This window comes from Falsiroseomonas ponticola (assembly GCF_016805305.1).
In the GTDB taxonomy this organism is placed as follows: Bacteria; Pseudomonadota; Alphaproteobacteria; order Acetobacterales; family Acetobacteraceae; genus Falsiroseomonas; species Falsiroseomonas ponticola.
Map to the genome: position 1 here is coordinate 647516 of NZ_JAERQN010000001.1, position 24449 is coordinate 671964.

Here is a 24449-nt window from a genome sequence, read left to right on the forward strand (position 1 = left end):
GCCGGTCTTCCCGGGCCGCCGCGCCCCATTCGCAAGGATCGTCCATGGCCGACTACGTCGTTCCCCCGCCCGCCCAGGCGGCGCTGCCCGTCAAGGGCGGCGGCCTGTTCCCGGTGCGCCGCATCTTCTGCGTCGGCCGCAACTACGCCGAGCACGCGATCGAGATGGGTTCCGACCCGACGCGCGAGCCCCCCTTCTACTTCACCAAGCCCGCCGACGCCGTCGTCATCAACGACGCCGACATGCCCTACCCCTCCGTCACCAAGTCCCTGCACCATGAGATGGAGCTGGTCGTCGCCATCGGCACGGGCGGCGTGGACATCAAGATCGAGGACGCGCTGAAGCATGTCTGGGGCTACTGCTCCGGCCTCGACATGACCCGCCGCGACATTCAGAACGAGGCGAAGAAGACCGGCCGTCCCTGGGACATGGGCAAGGGCTTCGATCAGTCCGCGCCGATGGGCCTGCTGGTCCCCGCCGCCGGCATCGATCCCTCCAAGGGCAAGATCGAGCTGAAGGTGAACGGCAAGGTCACGCAGACCTCCGACCTCTCCAAGCTCATCTGGTCCGTGCCGGAAGTGATCGCGAACCTCTCCGGCCTGGTGCGGCTGGAGCCGGGCGACCTGATCATGACGGGCACGCCGGAAGGCGTGGCCGCCGTGGTCCGCGGCGATGTCCTCGAGGGCTTCGTCGAGGGCGTCGGCACCGTGAAGACCAAGATCGTCTGAGGTCGCATGGCGGGGCGGAAGAAGGGGGCTGAGGCCCCCGCGATCATCCCGGCGGCGACAGCCGCGCCCGCGCTGGTAAGCCCGGCGCGGCCGCTGCGCATCGTCACCTGGAACATCAACTCCGTCCGCCTCCGCCTGCCCCTGCTGGCGGATCTCGTCGCGGCGCTCGATCCCGACGTGCTCTGCCTGCAGGAGACGAAGTGCCCCGACGAGCACTTCCCGCATGAGGGCGCCGCCGCGCTGGGTTTCACGCATCGCGCCATCCGCGGCATGAAGGGCTACAACGGCGTCGCCATCCTCTCGAAGCTGCCCTTCGCGACGCGCGACGGCGCCGATCCCGACTGGTGCGGCAAGGGCGATTGCCGCCATCTGGCGGTCGAGGTCGATGCCCCCGGCGGCGCGGTCGAGCTGCATGATTTCTACATCCCGGCCGGCGGCGACATCCCCGACCGCGCGACGAACGTGAAGTTCGCGCACAAGCTGGATTTCGTGGCGGAAGCCACCGCCTGGTCCGCGAAGCGTAAGGCCGAGGGCGGCTTCCGGCGCGCGGTGCTGGTTGGCGACCTCAACATCGCCCCCCTCGAACACGATGTCTGGTCGCACAAGCAGCTGCTTGACGTGGTGTCCCACACGCCGGTGGAGACGCAGGCGCTGACGGCGATGATGGCGGCCGGGGAGTGGCATGACGCGCTCCGCCACTTCGTGCCCGCGGACCAGAAGCTCTACACATGGTGGTCCTACCGCGCCGCGGATTGGCGCGCCTCCGACCGCGGCCGGCGGCTGGATCATGTCTGGGTCTCGCCCGACCTCGCGGGCGGCCTTCGCAGCCACCGCGTCCTGAAGGATGCGCGGGACTGGCCCAAGGCCAGTGACCACGTGCCCGTGCTGGTCGAGGTCGCGACCTGATCCGCCGCCTCCTCCACCGCCTCGGGCCGCTGCTCGGCGCCGTCCTGCTGCTGCAGACGGTGCTCGCGCCCTCGCTGTGCCTGGCGCGCGGCGCCGGCCATGCGGCGCTGGTGATGGAGATCTGCGGGCCGGATGGCCTGAAGCGCGTCGCCATCGGCGCCGATGGCCAGCTCGCGCCGCTGCCGGACCATGAACAGGCGGAACACGCGCCGGGCTTCTGCCCCGCCTGCCACGCTTTGCCCGCCATGGCGGCGCTCGACCCGCCGCTGCTGCCCGCGCCGCATTGGGTGCGGGTCGCGCAGGCCGACCCCATCCCCGAACCCGCCGCGCCGCGCCCGCCCATCCGCGGGCCGCCGCTCGGCGCCCAGGCGCCACCCCTCTCCTGACGGGCCGCGCGGCCCCGCGCCGCGCTTTCGCACACCCCATCAGGACAGGAATCATCATGCGTATCCTCACGCGCTGCCGGCTGCTGGCCGGCACGGCGCTGCTCGCGCCCACGCTCGCCTTCGCCCAGCAGGCAACCCCGGACGCCACGCCGGGCATCGCCATCACCGTCACCGCGCCGCCCATCCCGGCGGCCGCCGCGACACCCTCCAACGAACAGGCGCAGGAGGATGCCCGCCGCATCCCCGGCAACGTGTCCATCGTCCCGGCCGAGGCCTTCCTCGACCGCCCGGGCGCGACGACGCTGCGGCAGATGCTGGACCTCACGCCCGGCGTCTTCGCCCAGCCCAAATGGGGCGAGGATTCGCGCCTCTCGATCCGCGGCTCGGGCCTCGCGCGCAACTTCCACCTGCGCGGCGTGCGCCTGACGCTGGACGGCATGCCGCTGAACCAGGCCGATGGCAGCGGCGATTTCCAGGAACTGGATGCGCAGGTGCTGCAGCGGCTGGAGGTGTTCCGCGGCGGCAATGCCTTCGCGCTCGGCGCCAATACGCTGGGCGGGGCGCTCAACGCCGTCTCCCAGACCGCGCGCAGCAACCCCGGCGGCACGGTCAGGCTGGAGGCGGGCAGCGACGGCTTCGCGCGCGGCCTGCTGAGCTACGGCGCCGTGGCCGGCCAGGCCGATGCCTTCATCGCCTATTCGACCCTCAGCCAGGAAGGTTATCGCGACCACAGCGCCGGCCGCAGCCAGCGCGTCAACGGCAATGTCGGCTATCGCTGGTCGGACAACGCGGAGACACGCTTCTACGTCACCTACAACAACATCTGGCAGCAGATCCCCGGCGCCGTGACGCGCGACCAGGCGCTGCGGTCCCCCCGCAGCGCCGCCACCGCGAACCTGACCGGCGACTACATGCGCAACATCGAGAGCCTTCGCCTCGGCAGCCGCACGGCGGTCCGCCCGATGGAGGGCGTGCTGCTGGAAGCCGGCATCAGCCTGGTGCGGCGTGAACTGGACCACCCGATCTTCCAGTACATCGACCAGCGCAACGACGATGTCGGCGCCTATGCCCGCGCCACGCTGGATGGCGTGATCGGCGGCATGGAGCATCGGCTGGTGGTCGGCGCCAATGCCGCTATCGGCGTCACCGACAGCAACCGCTACGTGAACATCGGCGGCAGGCCCGGCGCGCGCACCGCCTCCTCGCTCGACCGCGCCCGCACCAACGACCTCTACGCCGAAAGCACGCTGCGGGTGCGCCCCGATGTCGCGATCATCACCGGCCTGCAGGCCGGGGAGGCCTACCGCTCATCCCGCGACCGCTTCCTGACGGAAGCCGTCACCGCCGCGGACCCCTTCCGCGACGACAGCGGCAGCGGACGCTGGCAATGGGTGAATCCCCGCTTCGGCGCGATCTGGGACGTGACGGAGCAGGCGCAGCTCTTCGCCAACCTGACCTGGAGCACGGAGCCGCCGACGCTCTCGGACCTGACGCCGCTCGTGGCCGTGGGCGGCTTCTCCCGCCTCGACGCGCAGCGCGCCGTCACGGCGGAATTCGGCGCGCGCGGGCGGCAGGGCGACCTCGGCTACGAGGTCACGCTCTACCGCTCCTGGATCCGGGACGAGATCCAGCTGCTGGCGGGGCCGACGGCCGGCTCCTCGCTGGCGCAGAACGTCGATCGCACCATCCACCAGGGGATCGAGGCCGGGGCCGACTGGCTGGCGGCGCGGGACTGGCTGGCGGCGGGCGACACGCTGCGCCTGCGCGGCGCCTATACCTTCAGCGATTTCCGCTTCGACGGCGACCGCAGCTATGGCGACAACGAATTGCCCGGCGCGCCGCGCCACCTGCTGCGGGCCGAGTTGCGTTATGCCCACCCCGCTGGGGGCTGGGTGGCGCCGAACCTGGACTGGGTGCCGCAGGCCTTCTACGCGGACAATGCGAATACGCTGAAGACCAGCAGCTACGCCCTGTTCGGCCTGCGCGGCGGCTGGGACTTCGGCAACGGCGTGACGGCCTTCGCGGAGGCGCGGAACCTCGGCGACACCCGCTACATCGCCAGCACCAGCGTCGCGACGGTGGCGGCCGCGAACAGCGCGCTGTTCGAACCGGGCTTCGGCCGCAGCGTCTTCGCGGGCGTGCAGTTCCGCTTCTGACGGGAAGGGGCCGCCGGATCGCGCCGGCGGCCCCCATCCCTGCTCAGCGGCGGTTGCCGCCGCCGCTGTTCTGCCCGCCCTTGCGGCCGGCTTCGGAGGCCTTCTCGCGATCCTGCGCGAAGTTGCCCGAATTGCCCTGGGACCCGCCGCCGCCCTGGCTGTGCTGGCCGCCGGTGCGCCCGGCCTCGCTGGCCTTCTCCCGGTCATTGGCGAAATTGCCGGGGTTGTTTTCCTTCCCCTGGCTCTGCCCGCCCATGCGGCCGGCCTCGCTGGCCTTCTCCCGGTCATTGGCGAAGTTGCCCGGGTTGTTTTCCTTCCCCTGGTGCGTGCCGCCGACATGGCCGGCGCGCGCCGCCTTTTCCGGGTCGTTCGCGAAATTGCCCGGGTTGTTCTCCCGCCCCTGGTGCTGGCCGCCGGTGCGGCCGGCCTCGGCGGCCTTCTCGCGGTCATTCGCGAAATTGCCCGGGTTGGAGTTGCCCTGGTTGTTGCTGGCCATGGTGTCGTTCTCCCACTCTCTCTCGGTTGGGGCCCTTGTCCGGCCCATCCTCCGCCGTTCCAGAAGAACCGCGGCAGGGACGGCGGAAGAACGCCACCGGCCCGCGCCGGGATGCCCGTCTTGCGCGGATTTCACGCGATGCGTTCGCGCAGCGGTGCTGAACCGTGCCGGTCAGGCGCCCCGGCCCGCGTGATCACGGCTTAGGAATCCTGGCCGGAACCGCAGCGCAGCATCCCGCGTTCTCGGCACATCCAGGACGTCCGGATGGTCCAGGGCAGCGGCGGTCCCGCCGCGCGGCAGGAAGCCGTGTGCCCGTCCATCCGCCCGCCTCACCGAAGGAGACCAGGATGAACGAGGCCCCGCCTTGTGCCCCCATGCCGTGTGCGGCGGATGCGCGCCCCGTGCTGCTCTGCCTTTCGCATCTCCGCTGGGACTTCGTCTTCCAGCGCCCGCAGCACCTGATGACGCGCGCGGCGGCGGCGCATGAGGTGATCTTCCTGGAGGAGCCGCTCCACCAGGACGTCCCCGCCCCGCGCCTCGACCTCTCCGCCCGTCCCGGCGGCGTCACCGTCGCGCAGCCCATCCTGCCGCATGGCACCGCGCCCGATGCCGCCGTCGCCGCGCAGCGCGCGCTGCTCGATGGGCTGCTCGCGCCCCGCGCCGGGCGCCGCCTCATCGCGTGGTTCTACACGCCGATGGCGCTGGCCTTCGCCGGCCACCTGCATCCTGACGTCACCGTCTATGACTGCATGGACGAACTCTCCGCCTTCCGCGGCGCGCCGCCCGCGATGCTGGAGATGGAACGCCGCCTGATCGCGCGTGCGGACCTCGTCTTCACCGGCGGGCGCAGCCTCTATGAGGCGAAGCGAGGCCGGCATGCCCGCGTCCACTGCTTCCCCTCCTCCATCGATACCGCGCATTTCGGCCAGGCGCGGCTCGGCCCGGCGGAGCCCGAGGCGATGCGCGGCCTGGCGCATCCGCGCCTCGGCTTCTTCGGCGTCATCGACGAACGGATGGATATCGACCTCGTCGCCAAGCTGGCCGCGCTGCGCCCGGCCTGGTCCTTCGTGATGATCGGCCCGGTCGTGAAGATCGATGAAGCCGCGCTGCCGCGCGCCGCCAACATCCACTGGCTCGGCGGCCGCGACTATGCGGACCTGCCCGCGCATCTCGCGCATTGGGATGTCGGCTTCATGCCCTTCGCGCTGAACGAAAGCACGCGCTTCATCAGCCCGACCAAGACGCCGGAATTCCTCGCCGCCGGCCTGCCCGTCGTCTCCACCCCCGTCGTGGACGTGGTGCGGGACTATGGCGATGCCGGCCTGGTGGAGATCGCCGACGACGCCGCGGCCATGGCCGCGCGGGTGGAGATGATGCTGGCGCGCGACCGCGCGCCCTGGCTCGCCCGCGTCGATGCGACGATCGCCCGCAATTCCTGGGACATCACCTGGGGCCGCATGGCGGGGCTGATCAGCGATGTCACCGCGCCGCAGGCGGCGCCGCGGGCGGGTGCGGGCCGTGCCTTCCAGACCATCCGAGCAGCGGGGGCGGCCCATGTTTGACTGGCTCATCGTCGGCGCCGGCTTCGCCGGCTCCGTCCTCGCGGAACGGCTCGCGACCCAGCGCGGCGACAAGGTGCTGGTCATCGACCGGCGCGACCACATCGCCGGCAATGCCTATGACCACCTGGACGAGGCGGGGGTGCTGATCCACCGCTACGGCCCGCACATCTTCCACACGAACAGCGAGGCGGTGTTCGGCCACCTCTCGAAGTTCACGGCCTGGCGCCCCTACGAGCATCGCGTGCTGGCGGAGGTGGTGAGCCCCACCACCGGCCGGACGGTGCAGGTGCCGATGCCCATCAACCTCGACACCATCAACACCCTCTACGGCCTGTCGCTGACGGAGGAGGAGGTGGAGGGCTGGATGGCGGCGCGGGCGGAGAAGCCCGACCAGATCCGCACCAGCGAGGATGTGGTGGTCGCGAAGGTGGGGCGGGAGCTCTACGAACTCTTCTTCCGCGGCTACACGCGCAAGCAATGGGCGCTCGACCCCAGCGAACTGGACAAATCCGTCACCGCCCGCGTGCCGACGCGCACCAACACGGATGACCGCTACTTCACCGACCGCTTCCAGGCGATGCCGCGGGATGGCTACACCGCGATGTTCGCCCGCATGCTGGACCAGCCCGGCATCACGGTCCGCACCGGGATGGATTTCGCGGAGGCGCGCCGGCGCTTCAGCTTCCGCCGCATCATCTGGACCGGGCCGGTCGATGAATATTTCGGCTTCCGCTACGGCAAGCTGCCCTATCGCAGCCTGAAGTTCCGGCATGAGACGCTGGACCGCGAATGGGCGCTGCCGACCGGCACGGTGAACCACCCGGCGGAGGCGACGCCCTTCACCCGCGTCTCCGAATACAAGTGGATCACGGGCCAGCAGCATCCGCGCACCAGCGTGACCTACGAATTCCCCTCCGCGGAGGGCGACCCCTACTACCCGATCCCCCGGCCGGAGAATGCCGCGCTCTACAAGCGGTACGAGGCGCTGGCCGATGCGGAGCAGGACACCTGGTTCGTCGGTCGCCTCGCCACCTATCGCTACTACAACATGGACCAGGTGGTGGGGCAGGCGCTGGCGACCTTCGAGCGGATCCAGAAGGTGGTGCCGCCGGCCTTCGCCAATGACGACAGCCGCGTGGTCCGCGCCGGAACCGCCGATTGAGCCGGCGGCCCCGGATGAAGGGGGCGTAAGCGGGTTGAAAGGTGGCGGGGCTAGGGTCGGCCCCGGCCCATCCCGCCGCCCGCCCGCTTCACGAGGTGCCGCTTGCCCCTGTCCCGCATGCTGCTTCGGCTGGAGCTGGCGCTCTGGCGCCGGGCGGGCCGGCGGCCCGTCCTGTGGTGGCGCGACGATGACGCGCGGGCGGACACGCCGGCGCTGCGGCGCCTCCTCGCCCTGTCCGGCCGCCATGCGGCGCCGGTCACGCTCGGCGTGATTCCGGGGGCGGAGGTCGCCTCGCTCGCCGCCCTGCTCGCCACCGCGCCGCTGGCGGCGGTCGCGCAGCACGGCATCACCCATCGCAACACCGCCCTGCCCGGGGAACCGGCCTCGGACGTGCCGCGCGTCACCGGCCTCGCCTCCCTGGCGGCGGAGGTCGGCCGCGCCGCCGCGATGCTGGACGGGCTGCCGAACCGCCTGCCGGTCTTCATCCCCGCCTGGAACCGCCTGACCCCCGCCCTGGCCGCCGCCGTCGCCAAGGCGGGCGTCGCGGCGCTGTCGGGGCATGCGCGCCATGCCCCCGGCCTGGCGCCGCTGCCGCGGCTCGATGTCCATCTCGACCTGATGCGATGGGGGGCGGAGCCGCGCTTCCGCGGCCGGCTGCGCCTGACGATGCGGCTGGTGGCGCTGCTGCGCGAACGCCGGCGGGAAGGGCGCTGGCAGGCGCCGATCGGCATCCTGACGCATCACCTTGCGCATGACGAAGCCGCCTGGCGCTACCTGGACGGGCTGCTGGCCGCGCTTCGCCCCCACGCCACCATCCAGCCCCTCGCCACGCTGCTGGACCTGTGCCCGGCCGGGGCCGCGCCCCGCATCCCGGCCGCGGCGGCCTGACCGGCTGGGCCGCCGTCAGGGCCCGCCATGGTCGCTCAGCGCCGGGTCCAGCCGGAATTCCGCCGCCAGGTGGTCCACCACCGCGCGCACCCGGGTCGGCACCTGCCGCCGCGTCGGGAAGACGGCCTGGATGGGCAGCAGCGTCGGCGTCCAGCCCGGCATCACCGCCACCACGCGGCCATCCCGCAACTCCTCCGCCAGCAGCCATAGCGGCGCCAGATAGAGCCCCATCCCCGCCAGCACGGCGGCGCGCACCGCCTCGCTCGAACTCGCGCGGAAGCGGCCCCGCACGGGCACCAGCACCGGGCCGTCCGGCCCCTGGAAGGGCCAGGCCTCCCCGCTCGCGAGGCCGGTGAAGATCAGGCATTCGTGCCGCGCCAGATCCTCCGGCCGTTCCGGCGTGCCGGCGCGGGCCAGGTAGTCCGGCGTCGCCACCACGGCGCGGCGCGTCAGCCCGATGCGCCGCGCCACCACGGCGGGGTCGGTGATGGTGCCGATGCGGATCGTCGCATCCAGCCCCTCCTCCACCAGGTCCGCGGCCCGGTCGCCGAGTTGGAGATCGACGGAAAGCGCGGGATGCCGTGCCAGCAGCGCCGGCAGCCGCGGCACCACCTGCAGCCGCCCGAAGGCGACGCCGGCGCCGAGCCTGACGCGGCCCGCGACCTCGCCGCGCCGGTCCCCCACCGTGCCGATCGCCGCCTCCGCCGCCTCCAGCGCCGCCCGCGCCCGGGGCAGCAGCGCCAGCCCATCCTCCGTCAGCGCGACGCCGGTGGAGGAGCGGTGCAGCAGCCGGGCGCCGAGCCGCGCCTCGAGATCCGCCACCTGCCGCGAGACGGCGGGCTGGGAGGTGTTGAGCGCCCGCGCGGCGGCGGAGAAGCCGCCGAGTTCGGCCACGCGCAGGAAGGATCGGAAATGCAGCAGCAGGTCCATGGCGCGCGATCCTGCCAAGGCCCGCGCGCGCCGCCCATACGGAAACCGGATGGCCCCGAGCCGGTCGCGCCGCGATCCGCCCGCGCCGCCTGCCCGGCACTCTCCCCTCACCGGCAAGCACGCCGACCCGAGAGGAGAGACCCCGATGGCCCATTTCCCGACCCACACCGCCGACACCGCGCCGGAGGCCGCGCGCCCGACCCTCGCCGCCATCAAGGCGGGCTGGGGCTTCGTGCCCAATCTGCATGCCGGCCTGGCGGAGGCCCCGGTGGCGCTGGAGGCCTATGGCACGCTGTTCGACATGGTCGGCCGCAGCAGCTTCACCCCCGCGGAGCAGCAAATCGCCTTCCTCACCGTCTCCGCCATCCATGAATGCGAATACTGCGTCTCCGGCCATTCCATGCTGGCCGGCAAGGCCGGGCTGGACGCGCGGAGCATCGCGGCGCTGCGGGAAGGCGGCGCCCTGCCGGATGGGAGGCAGCAGGCGCTGCGGGCCTTCACCGCCTCCCTCGTCCTGAACCGCGGCCGCGTGCCGCCCGGGGAGGTCGAGGCCTTTCTCGCCGCCGGCTACACGGAAGCGCAGGCGCTGGAGCTGCTGGTGGTGATCGCCGCCAAGACGATCAGCAACTACGCCAACCACCTGGCCGGCACGAAGCTCGACGGCTTCATGGCGAAGACCGCCTGGGTCGCCCCCTCCCGCCGCGCCAAGGTGGCCGCGTGATGGGCGCGCTGCAGAGCGACCTCGATGCCTTCCGCGCCGAATGGGCGCGGAAGGCCCCCGCGGAGGCACAGGCGCTGATCGCCGGGCAGATCGCGGCGCTGGAACAGGATGGCGCCGAGGACCGCATCCTCGCGGAAGGCGCGATGCTGCCCGACCTCGTGCTGCCCGATGCCAGCTTCCGCCCCCGGCGGCTGCGCGACTTCGGCGCGGCGGTCATCGTCTTCTACCGCGGCGGCTGGTGCCCCTATTGCAACCTCCAGCTCCGCGCCTGGCAGAAGCGCCTGCCGGACCTGGCCGCGCGCGGCCTCGCTTTGGTCGCGATCAGTCCGCAGCGTCCCGATGGCTCGCTTTCCACCGCGGAGCGCAATGCGCTCACCTTCCCGGTGCTGTCGGACAGCGAGGATCGCGCCGGCCAGGCCTTCGGCGTCAGCTTCGCCCTGCCCGCCGAGCTGATCGCGCTCTACCAGCGCTTCGGCCATGATCTGCCGGCGGTGAACGGCCCGGCCGGCTGGCGCCTGCCCATGCCGGCGACCTTCCTGGTCGGCACCGATGGCCGGATCCGCTTCGCCCGGGCGGAGGCCGATTACCGCCGGCGCGTCGATCCCGAGGCGGTGCTGGCGCTGGTGGAACCCCTGGCGGAGGCGGTGGCATGAGCGCGACGGTCATGAAGGCCCATGGCCTGGCGCTGACGCCCACCCTGCGCGGCCTGCTCTGGGGGCTGACCGCGGCGGTGATCTGGGGCGGCTACCTCGCCTTCGCCCGCGCGGGCATCACGGGCGGCCTCGCGCCGCTCGACTTCGCGCTGCTGCGCTACGGCACCGCTGCGCTGCTGGTCCTGCCGCTGCTGCCGCGGATCGGGATGCGCGACCTGGGCGGCATCGGCTGGGGGAGGGGGGCGGTGCTGGCGCTGCTGGCCGGGCCGGCCTTCATCCTGCTCGGCACCTGGGGCTACCGCTTCGCACCCCTCGCCCATGGCGCGGTGGTGCAGCCCGCCACCGTCACCATCGCCACCATGGCGCTGGCCATGCTGGTGCTGCGCGAGCGGATCGCGCGGCAGCGCTGGATCGGCGTCGCCATCGTCATCGGCGGCCTGGCGCTGGTCTCCGGCGCCGGCATGGCCCAGGGGGAGGCCTGGAAGGGCGACCTGATCTTCGCCGCGGCGGGCCTTCTCTGGGCGCTCTTCACCATCGCGTCGCGCCGCTGGAAGGTGGATGCCTGGCGCGCGACGATCGCGGTGGCGGTGATCGGCGGCGCCGCGGCCCTGCCGCTCTGGCTCGCCTTCGGCGATGGCCCGGCGCTGCTGGCCCAGGGCTGGCGCGTGATCGGCACCCAGGCGCTGGTGCAGGGCGCGCTCTCCGGCCTGCTGGCCGTGCATGCCTTCGGCCGGGCGGCGGCGCTGCTGGGCCCGGCGCGGGCGGCGATCTTCCCCGCCATGGTGCCGGCCCTCGCCGTGCTGGCCGGCATCCCGGTGGCCGGGGAATGGCCGGAACCCGTCCAATGGCTGGGCCTCGCGACCGTGCTGGCGGGGCTGCCCCTGGCCATGGGGTTGTATCGCGCCAGGCCCTGACACGCCTGGCGTGCCGACAAGGCACGCAGTTGTGTAGGCGCCGCCATGGCAAATCAACGGGTTACGAAAACAGCAATGGTTCGTAACCCAAGATTCCGCCATTCTTGGGTCGGAGGCTCCCGCCATGAGCATCACGCCCCACCTCGCCGTCCACCGGTTCGGTCTCGGGCCCCGTGCGGCCCTTCCCGCCGATCCTCTCGCCTGGCTCGACGCCCAGACCACCGGCGCCGGCCCTCCCATCCCGCCGCCGGAGGGCCGGGACGCCGCCTTCGCCCTCGCCGAAGGCTACGCCGCCTGGCGGGAGCATGACGCAACGCCACCCCCCGCCGGCCAGCCCAGCCCCGTCACCCGCCTGTTCCGCGCGGAGCAGGAGGCCTGGACGAAGCATCTCCTCACCGCGGAGGAGCCCTTCCGCGAACGCCTGGTGATGTTCTGGCTGAACCACTTCACGGTGGCGGAGCGCGGCGGCTTCGGCGTGACCACCGCCTATGCCGGCTTCCTGCGGGACGTGGTGCGCCCCCGCATCACCGGCCGCTTCGCCGACCTGCTGGTGGCGGTCTCGACCTCGCCCTCCATGCTCTACTACCTCGACCAGGTCGCCTCGGTCGGCCCCAACAGCACCTTCGGCCGCCGCAGCGGGCGCGGGCTGAACGAGAATTTGGCGCGGGAGATCCTGGAGCTTCACAGCCTGTCGCCCGCATCAGGCTACACCCAGGCCGACGTCACCGAATTCGCCCGGCTGATGACGGGCTGGGGCGTGGAGCGGATGCGGGAGCCCTTCGGCACCATCTTCCGCCCCGCCAACCACGAACCCGGCGCCAAGACGGTGATGGGCAAGCGGTTCGAGGAAGGGCCCGCCGCCTATGAGGAGGCGCTGCGCTTCCTGGCCACCCACCCCGCCACGCTCCGCCACCTCGCCTTCAAGCTGGTCCGCCACTTCATCGCCGATGACCCGCCGCCCGGGGCGGTGGCCGCGATCGAACAGGTGCTGCGCGACACCGGCGGCGACCTCGGCGCCGCCTCCCGCGCCCTGCTCCGCCTGCCCCAGGCCGCCGATCCGAAGCTGGCAAAGCTGCGGAGCCCGATGGAATGGGTGCTCGCCATCCACCGCGCCGGCGGCACCACGGACCCGCGCCCCGTCATGGGCGGCATGGCGGCCCTGGCGCAGCCCCTGTGGAACGCGCCCCAGCCCAATGGCTGGCCCGACACCGCGCAGGGCTGGGCGGGGCCGGAGGGCGTGATGCAGCGCCTCGACCTCGCCTATGACGTCGCCGGCCGCTTCGCCCGGCAGGACCCGCGCATGCTGCTCGATGCCACGCTCGGCCCCCTGGCCGGCGCCGCCACGCGCCGCGCCGTCACCGGCGCCGGCAGCGCGCGCGACGCCATCGCCCTTCTCTTCGCCAGCCAGGAGATGCAGCGCCGATGACCCACCTCCCGAAGCTCGGCCGCCGCGGCTTCCTGCTCGGCCTCGGCGCCGTCGCCACCCTCGGCCATGCCCGCCTGGCCCTGGCCGATACCGCGCCCGGCGAGGCGCGCCTCGTCATCATCCTGCTGCGCGGTGCCATGGATGGGCTGCACGCCCTCGCTCCCTATGGCGATGCCGACTACGCCGGGCTGCGCGGCCCCCTCGCCCTGCCCCAGCCGGGGCAGGAGGGCGGCGTGCTCGACCTCGGCGGCTTCTTCGGCCTGCATCCGGCCCTCTCCGCGATGCACGGGATGTATGGCGAAGGCGCGCTGCTGCCCATCCACGCCGTCGCCGGCCCCTACCGCACCCGCAGCCATTTCGATGGCCAGGATTTGCTGGAAGGCGGCAGCGACCAGCGCCTGACCTCCGGCTGGCTCAACCGCGCCCTGGCCGCCGCCGCGCTGCGGGAAGGCAAGGCCCGGCGCGGCCTGGCGCTCGGCATCGACCTGCCGCTGATCCTGCGCGGCAGCCAGCCCGTCGGCATGTGGGCCCCGCCCCGCCCCACCCGGCCCGACCCCGCGCTCTACCTCCGCATGGCGGAGCTGCTGCATGACGATCCGCTGCTCGGCCCCGGCGTGGCGGAAGGCCTGCGCGGCCGCGGCTTCGCGACCGATGCGCTGTCCATGGGCGCGCCACTTCCCGCCAACCAGGGCGGCTTCCTGCGCCTGGCCGGCGCCGCGGGCCGCCTGCTGGCCGCGCCCGATGGCCCCCGGATCGCCGCCATGGAAATCGGCGGCTGGGACACCCACGCCGCCCAGGCGGACCGCATGCTGCCGGCGCTCCGCCAGCTCGATGGCGGGCTCGCCGCGCTGCGCGCCGAACTCGGCACCGCCTGGGCCCGCACCGCCGTGCTCTGCATCACCGAATTCGGCCGCACCGCCCGCGTCAACGGGAACGGCGGCACGGACCACGGCACCGCCAGCGCCGCCTTCCTGGCCGGCGGCGCCATCCAGGGCGGCCGCGTGCTGGCCGACTGGCCGGGCCTCGGCCAGGGCAAGCTCTTCGAGAACCGGGACGTCCAACCCACCCGCGACCTGCGCGCCATCGCCAAGGGCCTGCTGCGCGACCACCTGCGCCTGCCGCCACAGGCCGTCGCGGCGGCGTTCCCGGGGAGCGAGGCGGTCGAGGCGGAGGGCGGGATGGTGCGCGGGTGATTCCGGGGGAACGCTGTTCCCCCGGACCCCCATGCCAGGGTCCAACGGGACCCTGGACCGCGGGCATAACGACGAAGGGGGAGGGGGCACTTCGGCCCCCTCCCCCTTCGTCGTTGTATCTCATGGGTTCCCAAGGGCCCGCTGGCCCTTGGCGGGGGGTGCAGGGGGGCAGCGCCCCCCTGCAAGCAACCCGCGCTACTCCGCCGCCTGCTTCGCCGGCTCCGTCCCCGGCATCCGCACCCGCAGTCGCCGGATGCGCCGCGGGTCCGCGTCCAGCACCCGGAATTCGAGGCCGGAGGGGTGCGAGATCAGTTCGCCCCGCGCCGGCACGCGGCCCGCGAGGGTGAAGACCAGGCCGCCGACGGTATCGATGTCGGAGTGGCGTTCCTCCTCCGTCAGCACGGTGCCGAACTTGGCCTCGAAGGCCTCGACGGTCGTGCGGGCGTCCAGTTCCACCGTGCCGTCCGGCCGGTCCTGCATGGTGACGGGCGTGATCTCGTCATGTTCGTCGGCGATGTCGCCGACGATGGTCTCGACCAGATCCTCGATCGTCACCAGCCCGTCGATGCCGCCGTATTCGTCCACCACCAGCGCCATGTGGATCCGGGCGGCGCGCATCTGCAGCAGCAGGTCCAGCACCGGCACCGTCGGCACCACGAAGAGCGGCCGGCGCAGGATCCCCTTCAGGGAGAAGCTGGCGGGGTCCCGGCCCACGGAGGCGAAGACGTCCTTGATGTGCACCATCCCCACGATGTCATCGAGGTTCTGGCGATAGACCGGGAAGCGGCTATGGCCTTCGCGCTGGATCAGCCGGATCGCCTGGTCGAGCGTCAGGTCTTCCGGCATCGCCAGGATGTCGGCGCGCGGCACCATGACGTCATAGGCCGTCTTGTCCCGCAGCAGCAGGACGTTGGACAGCAGCAGGCGTTCGTTGAGGTCGAGCCCGCTGTCGTCATCGGCGGCGGCGCGGTTGGCGCGCTCCTCCTCCCGGCTTTCCAGCAGTTCCTCGACCCGGTCGCGGACGCTTTCATTCTCCCGCCGCCCGAGCAGGGTCTGGAGGCGGCCGAAGAAGCTGTTCCGGCGGTCATGGCCGTTGCCGTTGCCCCCGCTCATGGCGCGAAGCGCGCCCGCGTCGCCGCGGCACCCTCCTTCCAGGGATTCGGCCGGCCGAGCCGGCGCATGACGCGGGCCTCCGCCTGCTCCATGCGTCGGGCCTCGCCGGCTTCCAGGTGGTCATGCCCCACGAGGTGCAGGGCGCCATGGGCGACCAGGTGGGCCAGGTGGTCGGCCGGGCGGCGGCCGTTCTGCCGTGCCTCCCGCCGCACCACGCCGAGCGCGAGGGCGATGTCGCCGAGATGCCCCGGCATGCCGCCCGGGAAGGACAACACGTTGGTGGGCTTGGCTTTCGATCGGTGATCGCTGTTGAGGCGCCGCACCGTGGCGTCATCCGCCAGCAGTACCGTGACCGCCCCTTCGGCCCCCGCTTCGCGCAAGGCGGCCATGGCGGCCTGCCTGGCGAGTGCCTCAGGCCGCTTCACGGCGGCGCGCCATCCGGGCGCCGCGAGGACGACGGTGATCTCCGCCGCCCCATTCCCGATCCCAGCGCCACCGGAGACATCTCCAGCCGCGCCGGGCGGTCTACTTAACGGTTCCATCCTTCTCCTTCTGCCCCCGGCCCCTCTGGGCGGCCTCATCCAGGCGCCCATAGGCCGCGACGATCCGTGCCACGAGGGGATGCCTTACCACATCCCGTTCCGCAAATCGCGCCACCGCGATGCCATCCACCCCATCAAGAATCGACAGGGCCTCGGCAAGCCCGGATTTCTGCCCGGGCGGCAGGTCGATCTGGGTGGGGTCGCCGGTCACCACCATCCGGCTGCCATGCCCCATGCGCGTCAGGAACATCTTCATCTGGGCCGGCGTGGTGTTCTGCGCCTCGTCCAGGATGGCGTAGCAATGGGCCAGCGTCCGGCCGCGCATGAAGGCCAGCGGCGCGACCTCGATCTCCCCCGCCTCGATCCGGCGCTTCACCTGTTCGGCCGGCATCATGTCGTGCAGCGCGTCATAGAGGGGGCGGAGATAGGGATCGACCTTCTCCTTCATGTCGCCGGGCAGGAAGCCCAGGCGCTCCCCCGCCTCCACCGCCGGGCGCGACAGCACGATGCGGTCCACGCGCCCGGCCTGGAGCAGCGCCACGCCCTGTGCCACGGCGAGATAGGTCTTGCCGGTGCCGGCGGGGCCGATGCCGAAGACCATGTCGTTGCGGGCCAGCATGTCGATATAGGCGGCCTGGGCGGGGGTGCGGGGCGCGATGGCGCCCTTCCGCGTCCGGATCGCCGGGATGTCCTGCAGCGGCAGGCGCGGATCGGCTTCCTGCACGCCCTCGGCCATCCGCATCGCCGCCTCCACCTCCGCCGAACCCACGGCCTCGCCCTTCTGCAATCGTCGCCACAGCGCGCCCAGCGCCGCTTCCGCCACTTCCGTCCGCTCCGGCGTCCCCGTCACGGTCAGCCGGTTGCCCCGGCTGTTCAGCCTGATACCCAGCCGGACCTCGATCCGCGCCAGGTTGCGGTCATGCTCCCCGTAGAGGAGCGGGACCAGCGCATTGTCGTCGAACTGCATCGTGACGACGCGCTGGGCGGGCTGGTCGGCGGAGGCGAGGCGCTGTCGCGCGACGGGCTCGGCGACCCGGCCGGGGGGGAGGATGGAAAGCGCGGCGGGCGTTGTGTTCAAGCGGCGGCCTTCTCCTGACAGGGGGGTTGGGGGCTGCTCTCGGGCGGTCCGTTCCCCGCGGGCCGCTCAAGGGAAGGGGGGGCAAGGGGACGCACGGAAAGGGAGTTGGGGTGGGCGGCCAGGATCTCCACCGCCACCAGGTCGCCAGGCTGCTGGCCCCCGCCCTCGAAATGCACGGGCTGGAGCCAGGGCGACCGCGCCGCGAGCTGGCCGGGATGCCGGGCGGGCCCGGTCACCAGCACCTCGCAGTGTCGCCCCACGCAGGAACGATTGAACCCGTCCTGCTGTTCCCGCAGCAGCGCCTGGATTTCCTGCAGGCGGCGGTCCTTCTCGGCCTCCGGCACCTGCATGGTCGCCCCCGCGGCCGGCGTGCCGGGGCGGGGCGAATACTTGAAGGAATAGGCGAGCGCGAAGCCGACATCGCGGATCAGCGCCATGGTCGCCTGGTGGTCGGCCTCGCTCTCCCCGGGATGGCCGGCGATGAAGTCGGAGGAGAGGGCGATGTCCGGCCGCGCCGCGCGCAGCTTCTCCGCGATCCGCCGGTATTCATCCGCCTTGTGGCCGCGATTCATGGCCTGGAGGATGCGGTCCGAGCCCGACTGCACCGGCAGGTGCAGGAAGGGCATCAGGGCCGGGATCTCCCCATGGGCGGCGATCAGCTCGTCATCCATGTCGCGGGGGTGGCTGGTGGTGTAGCGCAGCCGGGCCACGCCCTCGATCCCGGCCAGCTCCCGCAGCAGCCGGGCCAGGTTCCAGGTCTTCCCGTCCAGCCCCTCGCCATGCCAGGCATTCACGTTCTGGCCGAGCAGCGCGATCTCCCGGCTCCCCTGGGCGGCGAGGCGCCGCGCCTCCGCGATGATGGTGGCGGCGGAGCGCGAGTATTCGGACCCGCGCGTGTAGGGGACGACGCAGAAGGAGCAGAACTTGTCGCAGCCTTCCTGGATGGTCAGGAAGGCGGTCACGCCCTGCGGCGTCGTGCTGTCCGGCAGGAAGTCGAATTTTTCTTCCGCTGGGAAATCCGTCTCGATCACCGCGCCGGCCGCCCGCGTCGCGCGGGCCACCATCTCCGGCAGGCGATGATAGGTCTGCGGGCCGAGCACGAGGTCCACGTAAGGCGCGCGGGCCGTGATCTCCGCCCCCTCCGCCTGCGCCACGCAGCCGGCGACGGCCAGGATCATGCGGTCGCCCCCCTGTTCCTTCGCCTGCTTCAGCACGCGCAGCCGGCCGAGCTCGGAGAACAGCTTCTCCGACGCCTTCTCCCGGATATGGCAGGTGTTCAGCACCACCATGTCGGCGTCTTCCGGCGCCTCCGCCGGCGCATAGCCGAGGGGGGCCAGCACATCCGCCATGCGGGCGCTGTCATAGACATTCATCTGGCAGCCCCAGGTGCGGATGAAGAGCCGCTTCAGGGGGCGAGAGCTGGGGGCGTTCACCGGTGAAAACACTCCGCCGCCCCGCCGGGCAGACGGCGGGGGGAAGCGGGGGATGTGCGCAGGCGCCGCGCCCGGGTCAAGCGACCCGAGGCGCCGCGCTGTCCGAAGGACATGCGGCCGGAGGGATGATCGCCATGCCGGCAGGCTGCGGGACGCCGCCGCGCCGGGTCAAGCGGGAATGCGGGCACGCAGCGGCACGACGGGCCGGTTCTGCCGCATGGTGGCGCAGGCCCGCGCGATCACCGCCGAACAGGCGGCCGCCAGGGCCTTGCGGTCCGGGTAGTCCGCGGGGTCCACGGGATCATGCAGCACGATCGTCGCCCGCCCGCCGGGGTGGCGCGCCAGGCGCCAGAAATGGGTGAAGATGTCGGTATCCCCGTACCAGGCGAACAGCGGCCGGTCCCGCCGGCAGGCCGGCAGGCCGCCCAGCCGGTCGAACACCACGGAAACCGGCTGCACCTGCCGCGCATGGTCCGCGACCGAGAGGAAGGCGCTGCGGAAGGGCAGCACGCGGCCGCCATCGCTGGTCGTGCCCTCCGGGAACAGGATCACGCTGTCCCCCTGGCCCATGCGTTCGCGGATCACGCCAGCCTCCCCCTTCGTCGCCGTGCGGGTGCGGCTGACGAAGAGCGTGCGCCCCAGCCGCGCGACGGTGCGGATCAGCGGCCATTGCCCGACCTCCGCCTTCGCCACGAAGCAGGCATCGAGCGTGGTGCCCAGCGCCAGCACGTCGAGCCAGGAGGAATGGTTGGAGACGAAAAGCACCGGCGCCTGGCGCGATGCCTCCCCCACCACCCGCACCTTCATGCCGATCAGCCAGCACAGCACGCGGAAATAGACCTGCCCGAAGGCGACATTGGCGCGCCCCGGCAGCACCAGCAGCAGCGCCTGGATCGGGATGGCGATGACCGTCCAAAGCAGGATCGTCACCAGGCGGCGGGAGGCGCGGAACCGCCCGCCAAGGCGTCGGAACCCCAGCACATCCCCCCACAACCCCTCGGGATCGGCGGAGGAGAACTGGATCGGGGACTTCCGGAGCAGGCGGCGGGGCCGCAGCGCGTCGGAAGCGGTCAGGCGGGCGGTGGCTTCCATGGGCGGGGATTAACGCCGCGATCCGCGACATGGCAATGAAAGCCGCGCGACCATCGCGTGACGATTGGTTGCACCGCCGGTGGCGGGAAGCGGCGCCATGTGAAGACCGACGCGCGACCCCTTGGCGGGGAACAAATCACCCCGTGCCGGTTGCGCATTGTGCCGGGCACAAGGACTCGCGTTGTGCGAAGGCCCCGGGCGAGGCAGGGTGGGGCATGGACCGAACCCGCGAAAAGGCCACCACCATGCTGCCTCGCCGCTCCCTGCTCGGCGCCGGCCTCGCCGCGCCCTTCCTGGCGACCCCGGCGCGCGCCCAGGCCCCCTGGTCGCCCGACCGGCCCGTGCGCCTCATCGTCCCCTTCGCCCCGGGCGGCAGCCAGGACGTGCTCGGCCGCCTCTTCGCCCAGGCGGTGTCGCAGTCCGTCGGCCAGAACATGGTGATCGAGAACCGCGCCGGCGCCGGCGGCATCATCGGCGCGCAGGAAACCGCGCGCGCCGCGCCGGATGGCCTGACCCTGCTGCTGGCCACCGCCGGGCAGCTCACCATCGCCAAGGCGGTCGGCCGCCGGCTCGCCTATGACCCGGTGGCCGATTTCGCCCCCATCATCCACCTCTCCGACAGCCCCGTGGCGCTGGCCACGGCGCCCAGCCTGCCGGTGAACAACACGCGGGAGCTGATCGCCTACTGCAAGGCCGCCCGCACGCCCGTCCCCTACGGCTCCACCGGCATCGGCACCAACACCCACCTGATCATGGAAGACCTGAAGGCGCGGGAGGGGCTGAATGTCGAGCACATCCCCTATCGCGGCGCCGCCGCCGCCTTCAACGACCTGGCGGCGGGGCGGATCGGGCTGATGTTCATCTCCGTCGCCTCCGTCCTGGCCGTCTCCGGCGCGCAGATGAAGGTGCTCGGCGTCTCGTCGCGCGAACGCTTCCCCCCCACCCCGGACGTGCCGACCCTGATCGAGGGCGGGCTCGCGGCGTTCGAGGCCTCCATCTGGACCGGCATCGCCGCCCCGGCCGCGACGCCGGCGCCGATCGTGGAGCGCTGGCGCGCCGAATTCGCCAAGGCGCTGGAGACGGACCTCGTGAAATCCCGCCTGCCCGCGCTGGGCTCCACCGCCAATGGCAGCGGCCCGGCCGAATTCGGCCGCCTGCTGCGCGAAGACCTGGAGCGCTGGACCCGCGTCGCGGCGCCGCTCTCCATCTCGCTGGAGTAGGCCGCGCCCATGCGCTTGGCCGTGCTGGGTGCGGGGTCGGTCGGGCCGGGGGCGGCGGCGCTGGCCGTCAGCCGCGGCCATTCCGTGGCGCTCTGGTCCCCCCGCGGCGGCGGCACCCATGGCATCGGCGCGAGCCTGCGGGTGGAGGGCATCATCGCTGGCACCGCCCGCGTCGATGTCGCCGTCGATGTCTCCCGCGCGCTCTGGCAGGCGGAGGCGGTGCTGGTCTCCGTCCCGCCCCACGCGCTCGGCCCCGTGCTGCGGCGCGTCGCGCCCATGCTGCATGACGGCGTGCCGGTGCTGCTGGCGCCGAGCCATTCCCTCGCCGCGCTGCTGCTGGACCGGCTGCTGGCGAGCCTCGGCCGCGGCGCGCCGATCGGCGCCATGGCGACGCCGCCGCTGCAGGCGGTGCGGGAAGCCGGCGACCTGGTCCGCATCACCGCCTTGCGGGAGGGGGTGGAGATCGCCGCCGTCCCCGCCGCCGCGGCATCCGGCCTGGCGCGGCTGGCCGCCGACCTCTTCGGCATCCCCTTCCGCCCGCTGCCCGATGCGGTGGGCGCGGCGCTGGCCAACCACGACGCCGTGCTCCAGGCCGCGCTCGCCATCGCCAATGCCACGCGGATCGAGGGCGCGGAGCCCTGGGACATCCATGAACGCCTGACCCCCGCCGTCTGCCGCCTGGCGGAGCGGCTGGATGCGGAGCGCCTGCACCTCGCCCACGCGCTGGGCCATGCCATCACGCCCCTGCCCACCGCGCTGGCGCGCGCCCATGGGCTGGAGGAAGCGCCGCTGTCCCGCCTGGCGGCCGCGCTGGCCGCGAAGGCGCCCGCCCCCGGCCCGCTGGGGCTGGACGCCACCCACCTGGCGGAGAGCGTGACCTATGGCCTGGCGCTGTGGCTGCGCCTGGCGGAGGCGCGGGGCCTGGCGATGCCGCTGACCGCCGCGGCGGTGTCGGTGCTGGAAGCGCTGTGGGGCAGCGCGCTGTCGGGCGATGACCTGCTGGAGGGGCTGGACCTGGCGCAGCTGCCCACCCTGATGCGGGACGGGCATCCGCGGTAGCGGGAGGGCCTCACCGCCCCATCGACAGGCACTGCCCCCCGCTGCAGACGCCGGAATAGCCGCCGGAGCGATAGCCGGTGACGCGGTTGTTGAGCGCGCCGGAGCAGGCGATGCCGGGGTTGGCCAGGCAGTTCCGCTGGCCACCCGCCGCCCCCCCGCCGGTTGCCGGCTGCGCCGCGGCGAAGGCGCCGTTCACCTGGGTGATGAGCTGCGCCTGGGCGGCGCTGACGCGCTGCATCGACCGCGTCATCCCATCCACGAAGATGTATTCGCCGCCGATCTCCTCGCAGAGCGAGCCGCCGCTGGCCGGCAGCGCCGTGCAGCGCCCGAGCTGCGCGTTCTGCACATACTGCCCGCAGGCCGCGAGGTTGACGGAGGCGGCGAGGGTCAGGCCGGCGAGGGTGAGGAAGCGGGGCATCGGCGGGGCTCCTTGCTGGGATTGGCTGGCAAGGCGGAGTGAAGCCCGGCCGGGCGCCGTTCCGGTGTTCCCGGGGTGACAGGACGGGCGCGGCTCGATGCGGGGAAGGCGCTGCCTTCCCCGCGCCCCATCCGCCAGGCCCGAGACGGGCCTGGACCGTCATCAGCTTGATATTGAACCAAAACCTCCCGGTCCAGGGTCCGGCTGGACCCTGGCGGGGGTTGCAGGGGGGCGGAGCCCCCCTGCGGGCTATGGTTGGTGCAGGGGGCAGCGCCCCCTGCGGCTACCGCGAGACCTTCGCCTCGATCGCGTCCCAGATCGCGCGCTCCAGATACACCCCGTCGAACCGCGCCAGCTCCTGCAGCCCGGTGGGGGAGGTGACGTTGATCTCCGTCAGGTAGTCCCCGATCACGTCGATGCCCACGAAGATCAGCCCGCGGTCGCGCAGCGCGGGCCCGATGGCGGCGCAGATCTCGCGCTCCCGGTCCGTGAGCTTCGTCGGTTCCGGCCGCCCGCCGACATGCATGTTGGACCGCGCCTCGCCAGAGGCCGGCACGCGGTTGATGGCGCCCATGGCGATGCCGTCCACCAGGATGATGCGCTTGTCGCCCTGCCGCACGGCGGGCAGGTAGCGCTGGATCATCAGCGGCTCCCGCGACCGCTCCGTGAACATCTCCACCAGCGCGTTCATGTTGGGATCGTCGGGGCGCAGGTGGAAGACGCCGGCGCCGCCATTGCCGAACAGCGGCTTGATGATGATGTCGCCGTGCTTCTCCCGGAATTTCCGGATCTGCCGGACATCGGCGGTCACGAGCGTTTCCGGCATCAGCTCCGGGAAGTGCGTGACGAAGAGCTTCTCCGGCGCGTTCCGCACGCTGGCGGGGTCGTTCACCACCAGCGTCTTCGGGTGGATGTGTTCCAGGATGTGGGTCGCCGTGATGTAGGCCATGTCGAAGGGCGGGTCCTGGCGCATCAGCACCACGTCCACCTGGCCGAGGTCCAGCTCCTCCTCCGCCCCCAGCGTGAAGTGGTCCCCCTTCACCCGCTGCACCGTCACGGGCTGCGCGCGGGCGATCACGCGCCCGCCCTGCAGCGCCAGGTCCCGCACATGGTAGTGCCACAGCGCATGGCCGCGGGACTGGGCTTCGAGCATCAGGGCGAAGGTGCTGTCGCCATCGATGTTGATCGAGGAGATCGGGTCCATCTGGACCGCGACCTTGAGGCTGCGGGTCATGGGGTGGCGCTCCGCTACGGGTTGGCGCTCCCGTGGCACGGCGCGGCGCGGCGGGGAAGGGGGGCCTGGTTCGGCGCCCCCCCCGGCCCCCCTCAGTCCCCCTTGGGCTCGGGATGGACCGCCCAGGGCCCCTTGGCGGCATCGCCCGGCACCGGCGCCTCGTTATCCTTCGGCACCGTGCTGTCGATGGTCAGGCCGCGCGCATCCTTCTCCCCGGCCATGGATTGCCCCTTGCCCCCCTGGCGCACGCCGGTGTCCTCCGTCTGGGTGCGGGCGCCGCCGCGGTAGCCGGGCTTGTCGGAGGCCGTGGCCCCCTCCGTGTCGTCGGGCGTCTGCTGGCGATTGGCCATCTCGTTCTCTCCCTTGCCGAGGGAGCAGAACGTGGCGCCACGCGCCGGGGTTCAGCCCGCGATCACGTCGATGTACTGCGCCAGGTAGCCGTAGCTGTCGGCGTTGCGGAGCGCCTTCTTCCTGTCCGTCATCGGCGTGGTCCGCGACACGAAATCGGGCGGGTCGAAGTCGAGGTACCGGTAATCCCCGGTGCCGGCGTATTTGTGCGACGCCTCATGCACCAGGTTGCGGATCGGCGTGGTCCCGGTCACGGCCTGGCGGGTCAGGCGGATGGCACCCGTCGCGGCTATCCAGGTGCTGGACTGGAACAAGCCTGGATTGGGGTCGAAGGCCTGGACGATGGTGGTGTAGGGCTTGGCGGCGCGCTTGCTGTGCGCCGGGCGGAACATCACGGCGCCTTCGGAGCGATCGTCATCCTCCTTGCCGATCACGGTGCCGATCTTCAGCGTCACGTCGCTGTTCAGCCCGTTATGGATCAGGGTGAAGGTCGCCTTGATGTGCTGCAGGTCCTCATCCGCGATGCGGGCGGCGTCGGTCAGGAACAGCTGGCGCGCGACCCGCGCCAGGCGTGGATGCCGGCCCGGGTCGCCCAGCACGGCGGAAACCAGGGTCAGGGCGGCGCGCGCCTCCTCCAGCAGGCCGGGCAGGGCGGCGATGGCCCGGAGCACCGCGGGGTCGCCGGCCTCCTCCGGCCGGCTCATGATCGTCAGCGCATGCCCGCCGACATCGGTGGTGGTGCTCGTGCTGAACCGGGTCATCCGCCGCTCGTTCCCAGCCGTCTCCTGCGG

General features: G+C 72.5%; 25 protein-coding genes. 14 read left to right on the top strand and 11 right to left on the bottom strand.

The genetic code is table 11. The features are described 5' to 3' along the window. Positions 1–44 precede the first annotated feature (44 nt). From JJI54_RS03175 to JJI54_RS03190, 4 genes are all read left to right on the top strand, one after another. Positions 45–728: a fumarylacetoacetate hydrolase family protein gene (locus JJI54_RS03175; protein WP_164697145.1), complete on the top strand. Its 684-nt coding sequence runs from the start codon at positions 45–47 to the stop codon at positions 726–728. A gap of 93 nt (positions 729–821) precedes the next feature. Further along, the gene (locus JJI54_RS03180; protein ID WP_226381472.1) at positions 822–1634 is read left to right on the top strand and encodes an exodeoxyribonuclease III; all 813 of its coding nucleotides are present in this window, start codon (positions 822–824) and stop codon (positions 1632–1634) included. A 44-nt stretch (positions 1635–1678) separates the two neighbouring features. Next, positions 1679–2020, top strand: coding sequence for a DUF2946 family protein (locus tag JJI54_RS03185; RefSeq protein ID WP_226381473.1), 342 nt, complete (start codon positions 1679–1681; stop codon positions 2018–2020). Positions 2021–2076: 56 nt separating this feature from the next. After that, on the top strand, positions 2077–4176 hold the full coding sequence (locus JJI54_RS03190; RefSeq protein ID WP_203070844.1) for a TonB-dependent receptor family protein: 2100 nt from the start codon (positions 2077–2079) through the stop codon (positions 4174–4176). 43 nt (positions 4177–4219) lie between these two features. Here the strand turns inward: JJI54_RS03190 and JJI54_RS03195 are convergent, their stop codons facing one another. Beyond that, entirely contained in the window at positions 4220–4672 is a 453-nt protein-coding gene (locus JJI54_RS03195; RefSeq protein WP_203070846.1) for a con-10 family general stress protein, read from the bottom strand. Between the two features lie 401 nt (positions 4673–5073). On the opposite strand from JJI54_RS03195, the gene JJI54_RS03200 reads away from it, so the two are divergent. The 3 genes from JJI54_RS03200 to JJI54_RS03210 all read left to right on the top strand — a co-directional run bounded on the left by JJI54_RS03200 (position 5074) and on the right by JJI54_RS03210 (position 8284). After that, positions 5074–6234: a glycosyltransferase gene (locus JJI54_RS03200; RefSeq protein WP_203070848.1), complete on the top strand. Its 1161-nt coding sequence runs from the start codon at positions 5074–5076 to the stop codon at positions 6232–6234. Further along, positions 6227–7396 (top strand): UDP-galactopyranose mutase, encoded by a 1170-nt coding sequence (glf, locus tag JJI54_RS03205; protein ID WP_203070850.1) that lies wholly within the window; start codon positions 6227–6229, stop codon positions 7394–7396. The genes JJI54_RS03200 and glf overlap by 8 nt, the downstream gene beginning before the upstream one ends. 102 nt (positions 7397–7498) lie before the next feature. Beyond that, positions 7499–8284, top strand: a complete 786-nt coding sequence (locus JJI54_RS03210; RefSeq protein WP_203070852.1) for a polysaccharide deacetylase family protein — start codon at positions 7499–7501, stop codon at positions 8282–8284. 15 nt (positions 8285–8299) lie between these two features. On the opposite strand, the gene JJI54_RS03215 is transcribed toward JJI54_RS03210, so the two are convergent. Further along, positions 8300–9214: a LysR family transcriptional regulator gene (locus JJI54_RS03215; protein ID WP_203070853.1), complete on the bottom strand. Its 915-nt coding sequence runs from the start codon at positions 9212–9214 to the stop codon at positions 8300–8302. 145 nt (positions 9215–9359) lie between these two features. Here JJI54_RS03215 and JJI54_RS03220 point away from each other — a divergent pair, with 145 nt between their 5' ends. From JJI54_RS03220 to JJI54_RS03240, 5 genes are all read left to right on the top strand, one after another. Further along, a complete protein-coding gene (locus JJI54_RS03220) occupies positions 9360–9935 on the top strand; it encodes a carboxymuconolactone decarboxylase family protein (protein WP_203070855.1) in 576 nt (191 codons plus the stop codon). Continuing rightward, complete coding sequence (locus JJI54_RS03225; RefSeq protein ID WP_203070857.1) at positions 9935–10588, top strand: peroxiredoxin-like family protein; 654 nt, start codon at positions 9935–9937, stop codon at positions 10586–10588. The genes JJI54_RS03220 and JJI54_RS03225 overlap by 1 nt, the downstream gene beginning before the upstream one ends. After that, a complete protein-coding gene (locus tag JJI54_RS03230) occupies positions 10585–11502 on the top strand; it encodes a DMT family transporter (RefSeq protein WP_203070859.1) in 918 nt (305 codons plus the stop codon). Before JJI54_RS03225 ends, JJI54_RS03230 begins: the two co-directional genes overlap by 4 nt. Positions 11503–11626: 124 nt before the next feature. After that, positions 11627–12928, top strand: coding sequence for a DUF1800 domain-containing protein (locus tag JJI54_RS03235; protein ID WP_203070861.1), 1302 nt, complete (start codon positions 11627–11629; stop codon positions 12926–12928). Next, positions 12925–14121 carry a DUF1501 domain-containing protein gene (locus JJI54_RS03240; protein WP_203070863.1) on the top strand — a complete coding sequence of 399 codons (1197 nt, stop codon included), beginning with the start codon at positions 12925–12927 and terminating at the stop codon, positions 14119–14121. Before JJI54_RS03235 ends, JJI54_RS03240 begins: the two co-directional genes overlap by 4 nt. Before the next feature lie 195 nt (positions 14122–14316). Here JJI54_RS03240 and JJI54_RS03245 read toward each other — a convergent pair whose 3' ends face one another. From JJI54_RS03245 to JJI54_RS03265, 5 genes are all read right to left on the bottom strand, one after another. Continuing rightward, positions 14317–15234 (bottom strand): hemolysin family protein, encoded by a 918-nt coding sequence (locus JJI54_RS03245; RefSeq protein ID WP_203070865.1) that lies wholly within the window; start codon positions 15232–15234, stop codon positions 14317–14319. Beyond that, positions 15231–15659: an rRNA maturation RNase YbeY gene (gene ybeY, locus JJI54_RS03250; protein ID WP_318987437.1), complete on the bottom strand. Its 429-nt coding sequence runs from the start codon at positions 15657–15659 to the stop codon at positions 15231–15233. The genes JJI54_RS03245 and ybeY overlap by 4 nt, the downstream gene beginning before the upstream one ends. A gap of 100 nt (positions 15660–15759) precedes the next feature. Next, the gene (locus tag JJI54_RS03255; protein WP_203072309.1) at positions 15760–16743 is read right to left on the bottom strand and encodes a PhoH family protein; all 984 of its coding nucleotides are present in this window, start codon (positions 16741–16743) and stop codon (positions 15760–15762) included. Positions 16744–16850: 107 nt separating this feature from the next. Further along, a complete protein-coding gene (gene miaB, locus JJI54_RS03260) occupies positions 16851–18227 on the bottom strand; it encodes a tRNA (N6-isopentenyl adenosine(37)-C2)-methylthiotransferase MiaB (protein WP_203072310.1) in 1377 nt (458 codons plus the stop codon). 228 nt (positions 18228–18455) lie between these two features. Then, positions 18456–19379 carry a lysophospholipid acyltransferase family protein gene (locus JJI54_RS03265; RefSeq protein WP_203070869.1) on the bottom strand — a complete coding sequence of 308 codons (924 nt, stop codon included), beginning with the start codon at positions 19377–19379 and terminating at the stop codon, positions 18456–18458. Between the two features lie 215 nt (positions 19380–19594). Here JJI54_RS03265 and JJI54_RS03270 point away from each other — a divergent pair, with 215 nt between their 5' ends. Together JJI54_RS03270 and JJI54_RS03275 are read left to right on the top strand one after the other, a co-directional pair. Next, complete coding sequence (locus tag JJI54_RS03270) at positions 19595–20599, top strand: Bug family tripartite tricarboxylate transporter substrate binding protein (protein WP_203070871.1); 1005 nt, start codon at positions 19595–19597, stop codon at positions 20597–20599. A gap of 9 nt (positions 20600–20608) precedes the next feature. Then, positions 20609–21658 carry an NAD/NADP octopine/nopaline dehydrogenase family protein gene (locus JJI54_RS03275; protein ID WP_203070873.1) on the top strand — a complete coding sequence of 350 codons (1050 nt, stop codon included), beginning with the start codon at positions 20609–20611 and terminating at the stop codon, positions 21656–21658. A gap of 10 nt (positions 21659–21668) precedes the next feature. Here the strand turns inward: JJI54_RS03275 and JJI54_RS03280 are convergent, their stop codons facing one another. The 4 genes from JJI54_RS03280 to JJI54_RS03295 form a co-directional block, all read right to left on the bottom strand. Then, a complete protein-coding gene (locus tag JJI54_RS03280; protein WP_203070875.1) occupies positions 21669–22076 on the bottom strand; it encodes a hypothetical protein in 408 nt (135 codons plus the stop codon). Between the two features lie 283 nt (positions 22077–22359). Then, on the bottom strand, positions 22360–23310 hold the full coding sequence (gshB, locus tag JJI54_RS03285; RefSeq protein ID WP_203070877.1) for a glutathione synthase: 951 nt from the start codon (positions 23308–23310) through the stop codon (positions 22360–22362). Between the two features lie 92 nt (positions 23311–23402). Beyond that, positions 23403–23660 (bottom strand): hypothetical protein, encoded by a 258-nt coding sequence (locus JJI54_RS03290; protein ID WP_203070879.1) that lies wholly within the window; start codon positions 23658–23660, stop codon positions 23403–23405. 51 nt (positions 23661–23711) lie between these two features. Next, positions 23712–24419, bottom strand: coding sequence for a hypothetical protein (locus tag JJI54_RS03295; protein ID WP_203070881.1), 708 nt, complete (start codon positions 24417–24419; stop codon positions 23712–23714). Between the last annotated feature and the right edge of the window lie 30 nt (positions 24420–24449).

What these genes read in the sequence shown, in the direction of transcription:
- JJI54_RS03175 (WP_164697145.1), top strand. Translation starts at nt 45, where the DNA reads ATGGCCGACTACGTCGTTCCCCCGCCCGCCCAGGCGGCGCTGCCCGTC.
- JJI54_RS03190 (WP_203070844.1), top strand. Translation starts at nt 2,077, where the DNA reads ATGCGTATCCTCACGCGCTGCCGGCTGCTGGCCGGCACGGCGCTGCTC.
- JJI54_RS03195 (WP_203070846.1), bottom strand. Translation starts at nt 4,672, where the DNA reads ATGGCCAGCAACAACCAGGGCAACTCCAACCCGGGCAATTTCGCGAAT.
- glf (WP_203070850.1), top strand. Translation starts at nt 6,227, where the DNA reads ATGTTTGACTGGCTCATCGTCGGCGCCGGCTTCGCCGGCTCCGTCCTC.
- JJI54_RS03215 (WP_203070853.1), bottom strand. Translation starts at nt 9,214, where the DNA reads ATGGACCTGCTGCTGCATTTCCGATCCTTCCTGCGCGTGGCCGAACTC.
- JJI54_RS03220 (WP_203070855.1), top strand. Translation starts at nt 9,360, where the DNA reads ATGGCCCATTTCCCGACCCACACCGCCGACACCGCGCCGGAGGCCGCG.
- JJI54_RS03225 (WP_203070857.1), top strand. Translation starts at nt 9,935, where the DNA reads ATGGGCGCGCTGCAGAGCGACCTCGATGCCTTCCGCGCCGAATGGGCG.
- JJI54_RS03230 (WP_203070859.1), top strand. Translation starts at nt 10,585, where the DNA reads ATGAGCGCGACGGTCATGAAGGCCCATGGCCTGGCGCTGACGCCCACC.
- JJI54_RS03235 (WP_203070861.1), top strand. Translation starts at nt 11,627, where the DNA reads ATGAGCATCACGCCCCACCTCGCCGTCCACCGGTTCGGTCTCGGGCCC.
- JJI54_RS03240 (WP_203070863.1), top strand. Translation starts at nt 12,925, where the DNA reads ATGACCCACCTCCCGAAGCTCGGCCGCCGCGGCTTCCTGCTCGGCCTC.
- JJI54_RS03245 (WP_203070865.1), bottom strand. Translation starts at nt 15,234, where the DNA reads ATGAGCGGGGGCAACGGCAACGGCCATGACCGCCGGAACAGCTTCTTC.
- JJI54_RS03255 (WP_203072309.1), bottom strand. Translation starts at nt 16,743, where the DNA reads ATGCAGTTCGACGACAATGCGCTGGTCCCGCTCCTCTACGGGGAGCAT.
- miaB (WP_203072310.1), bottom strand. Translation starts at nt 18,227, where the DNA reads ATGAATGTCTATGACAGCGCCCGCATGGCGGATGTGCTGGCCCCCCTC.
- JJI54_RS03265 (WP_203070869.1), bottom strand. Translation starts at nt 19,379, where the DNA reads ATGGAAGCCACCGCCCGCCTGACCGCTTCCGACGCGCTGCGGCCCCGC.
- JJI54_RS03270 (WP_203070871.1), top strand. Translation starts at nt 19,595, where the DNA reads ATGGACCGAACCCGCGAAAAGGCCACCACCATGCTGCCTCGCCGCTCC.
- JJI54_RS03275 (WP_203070873.1), top strand. Translation starts at nt 20,609, where the DNA reads ATGCGCTTGGCCGTGCTGGGTGCGGGGTCGGTCGGGCCGGGGGCGGCG.
- JJI54_RS03280 (WP_203070875.1), bottom strand. Translation starts at nt 22,076, where the DNA reads ATGCCCCGCTTCCTCACCCTCGCCGGCCTGACCCTCGCCGCCTCCGTC.
- gshB (WP_203070877.1), bottom strand. Translation starts at nt 23,310, where the DNA reads ATGACCCGCAGCCTCAAGGTCGCGGTCCAGATGGACCCGATCTCCTCG.
- JJI54_RS03290 (WP_203070879.1), bottom strand. Translation starts at nt 23,660, where the DNA reads ATGGCCAATCGCCAGCAGACGCCCGACGACACGGAGGGGGCCACGGCC.
- JJI54_RS03295 (WP_203070881.1), bottom strand. Translation starts at nt 24,419, where the DNA reads ATGACCCGGTTCAGCACGAGCACCACCACCGATGTCGGCGGGCATGCG.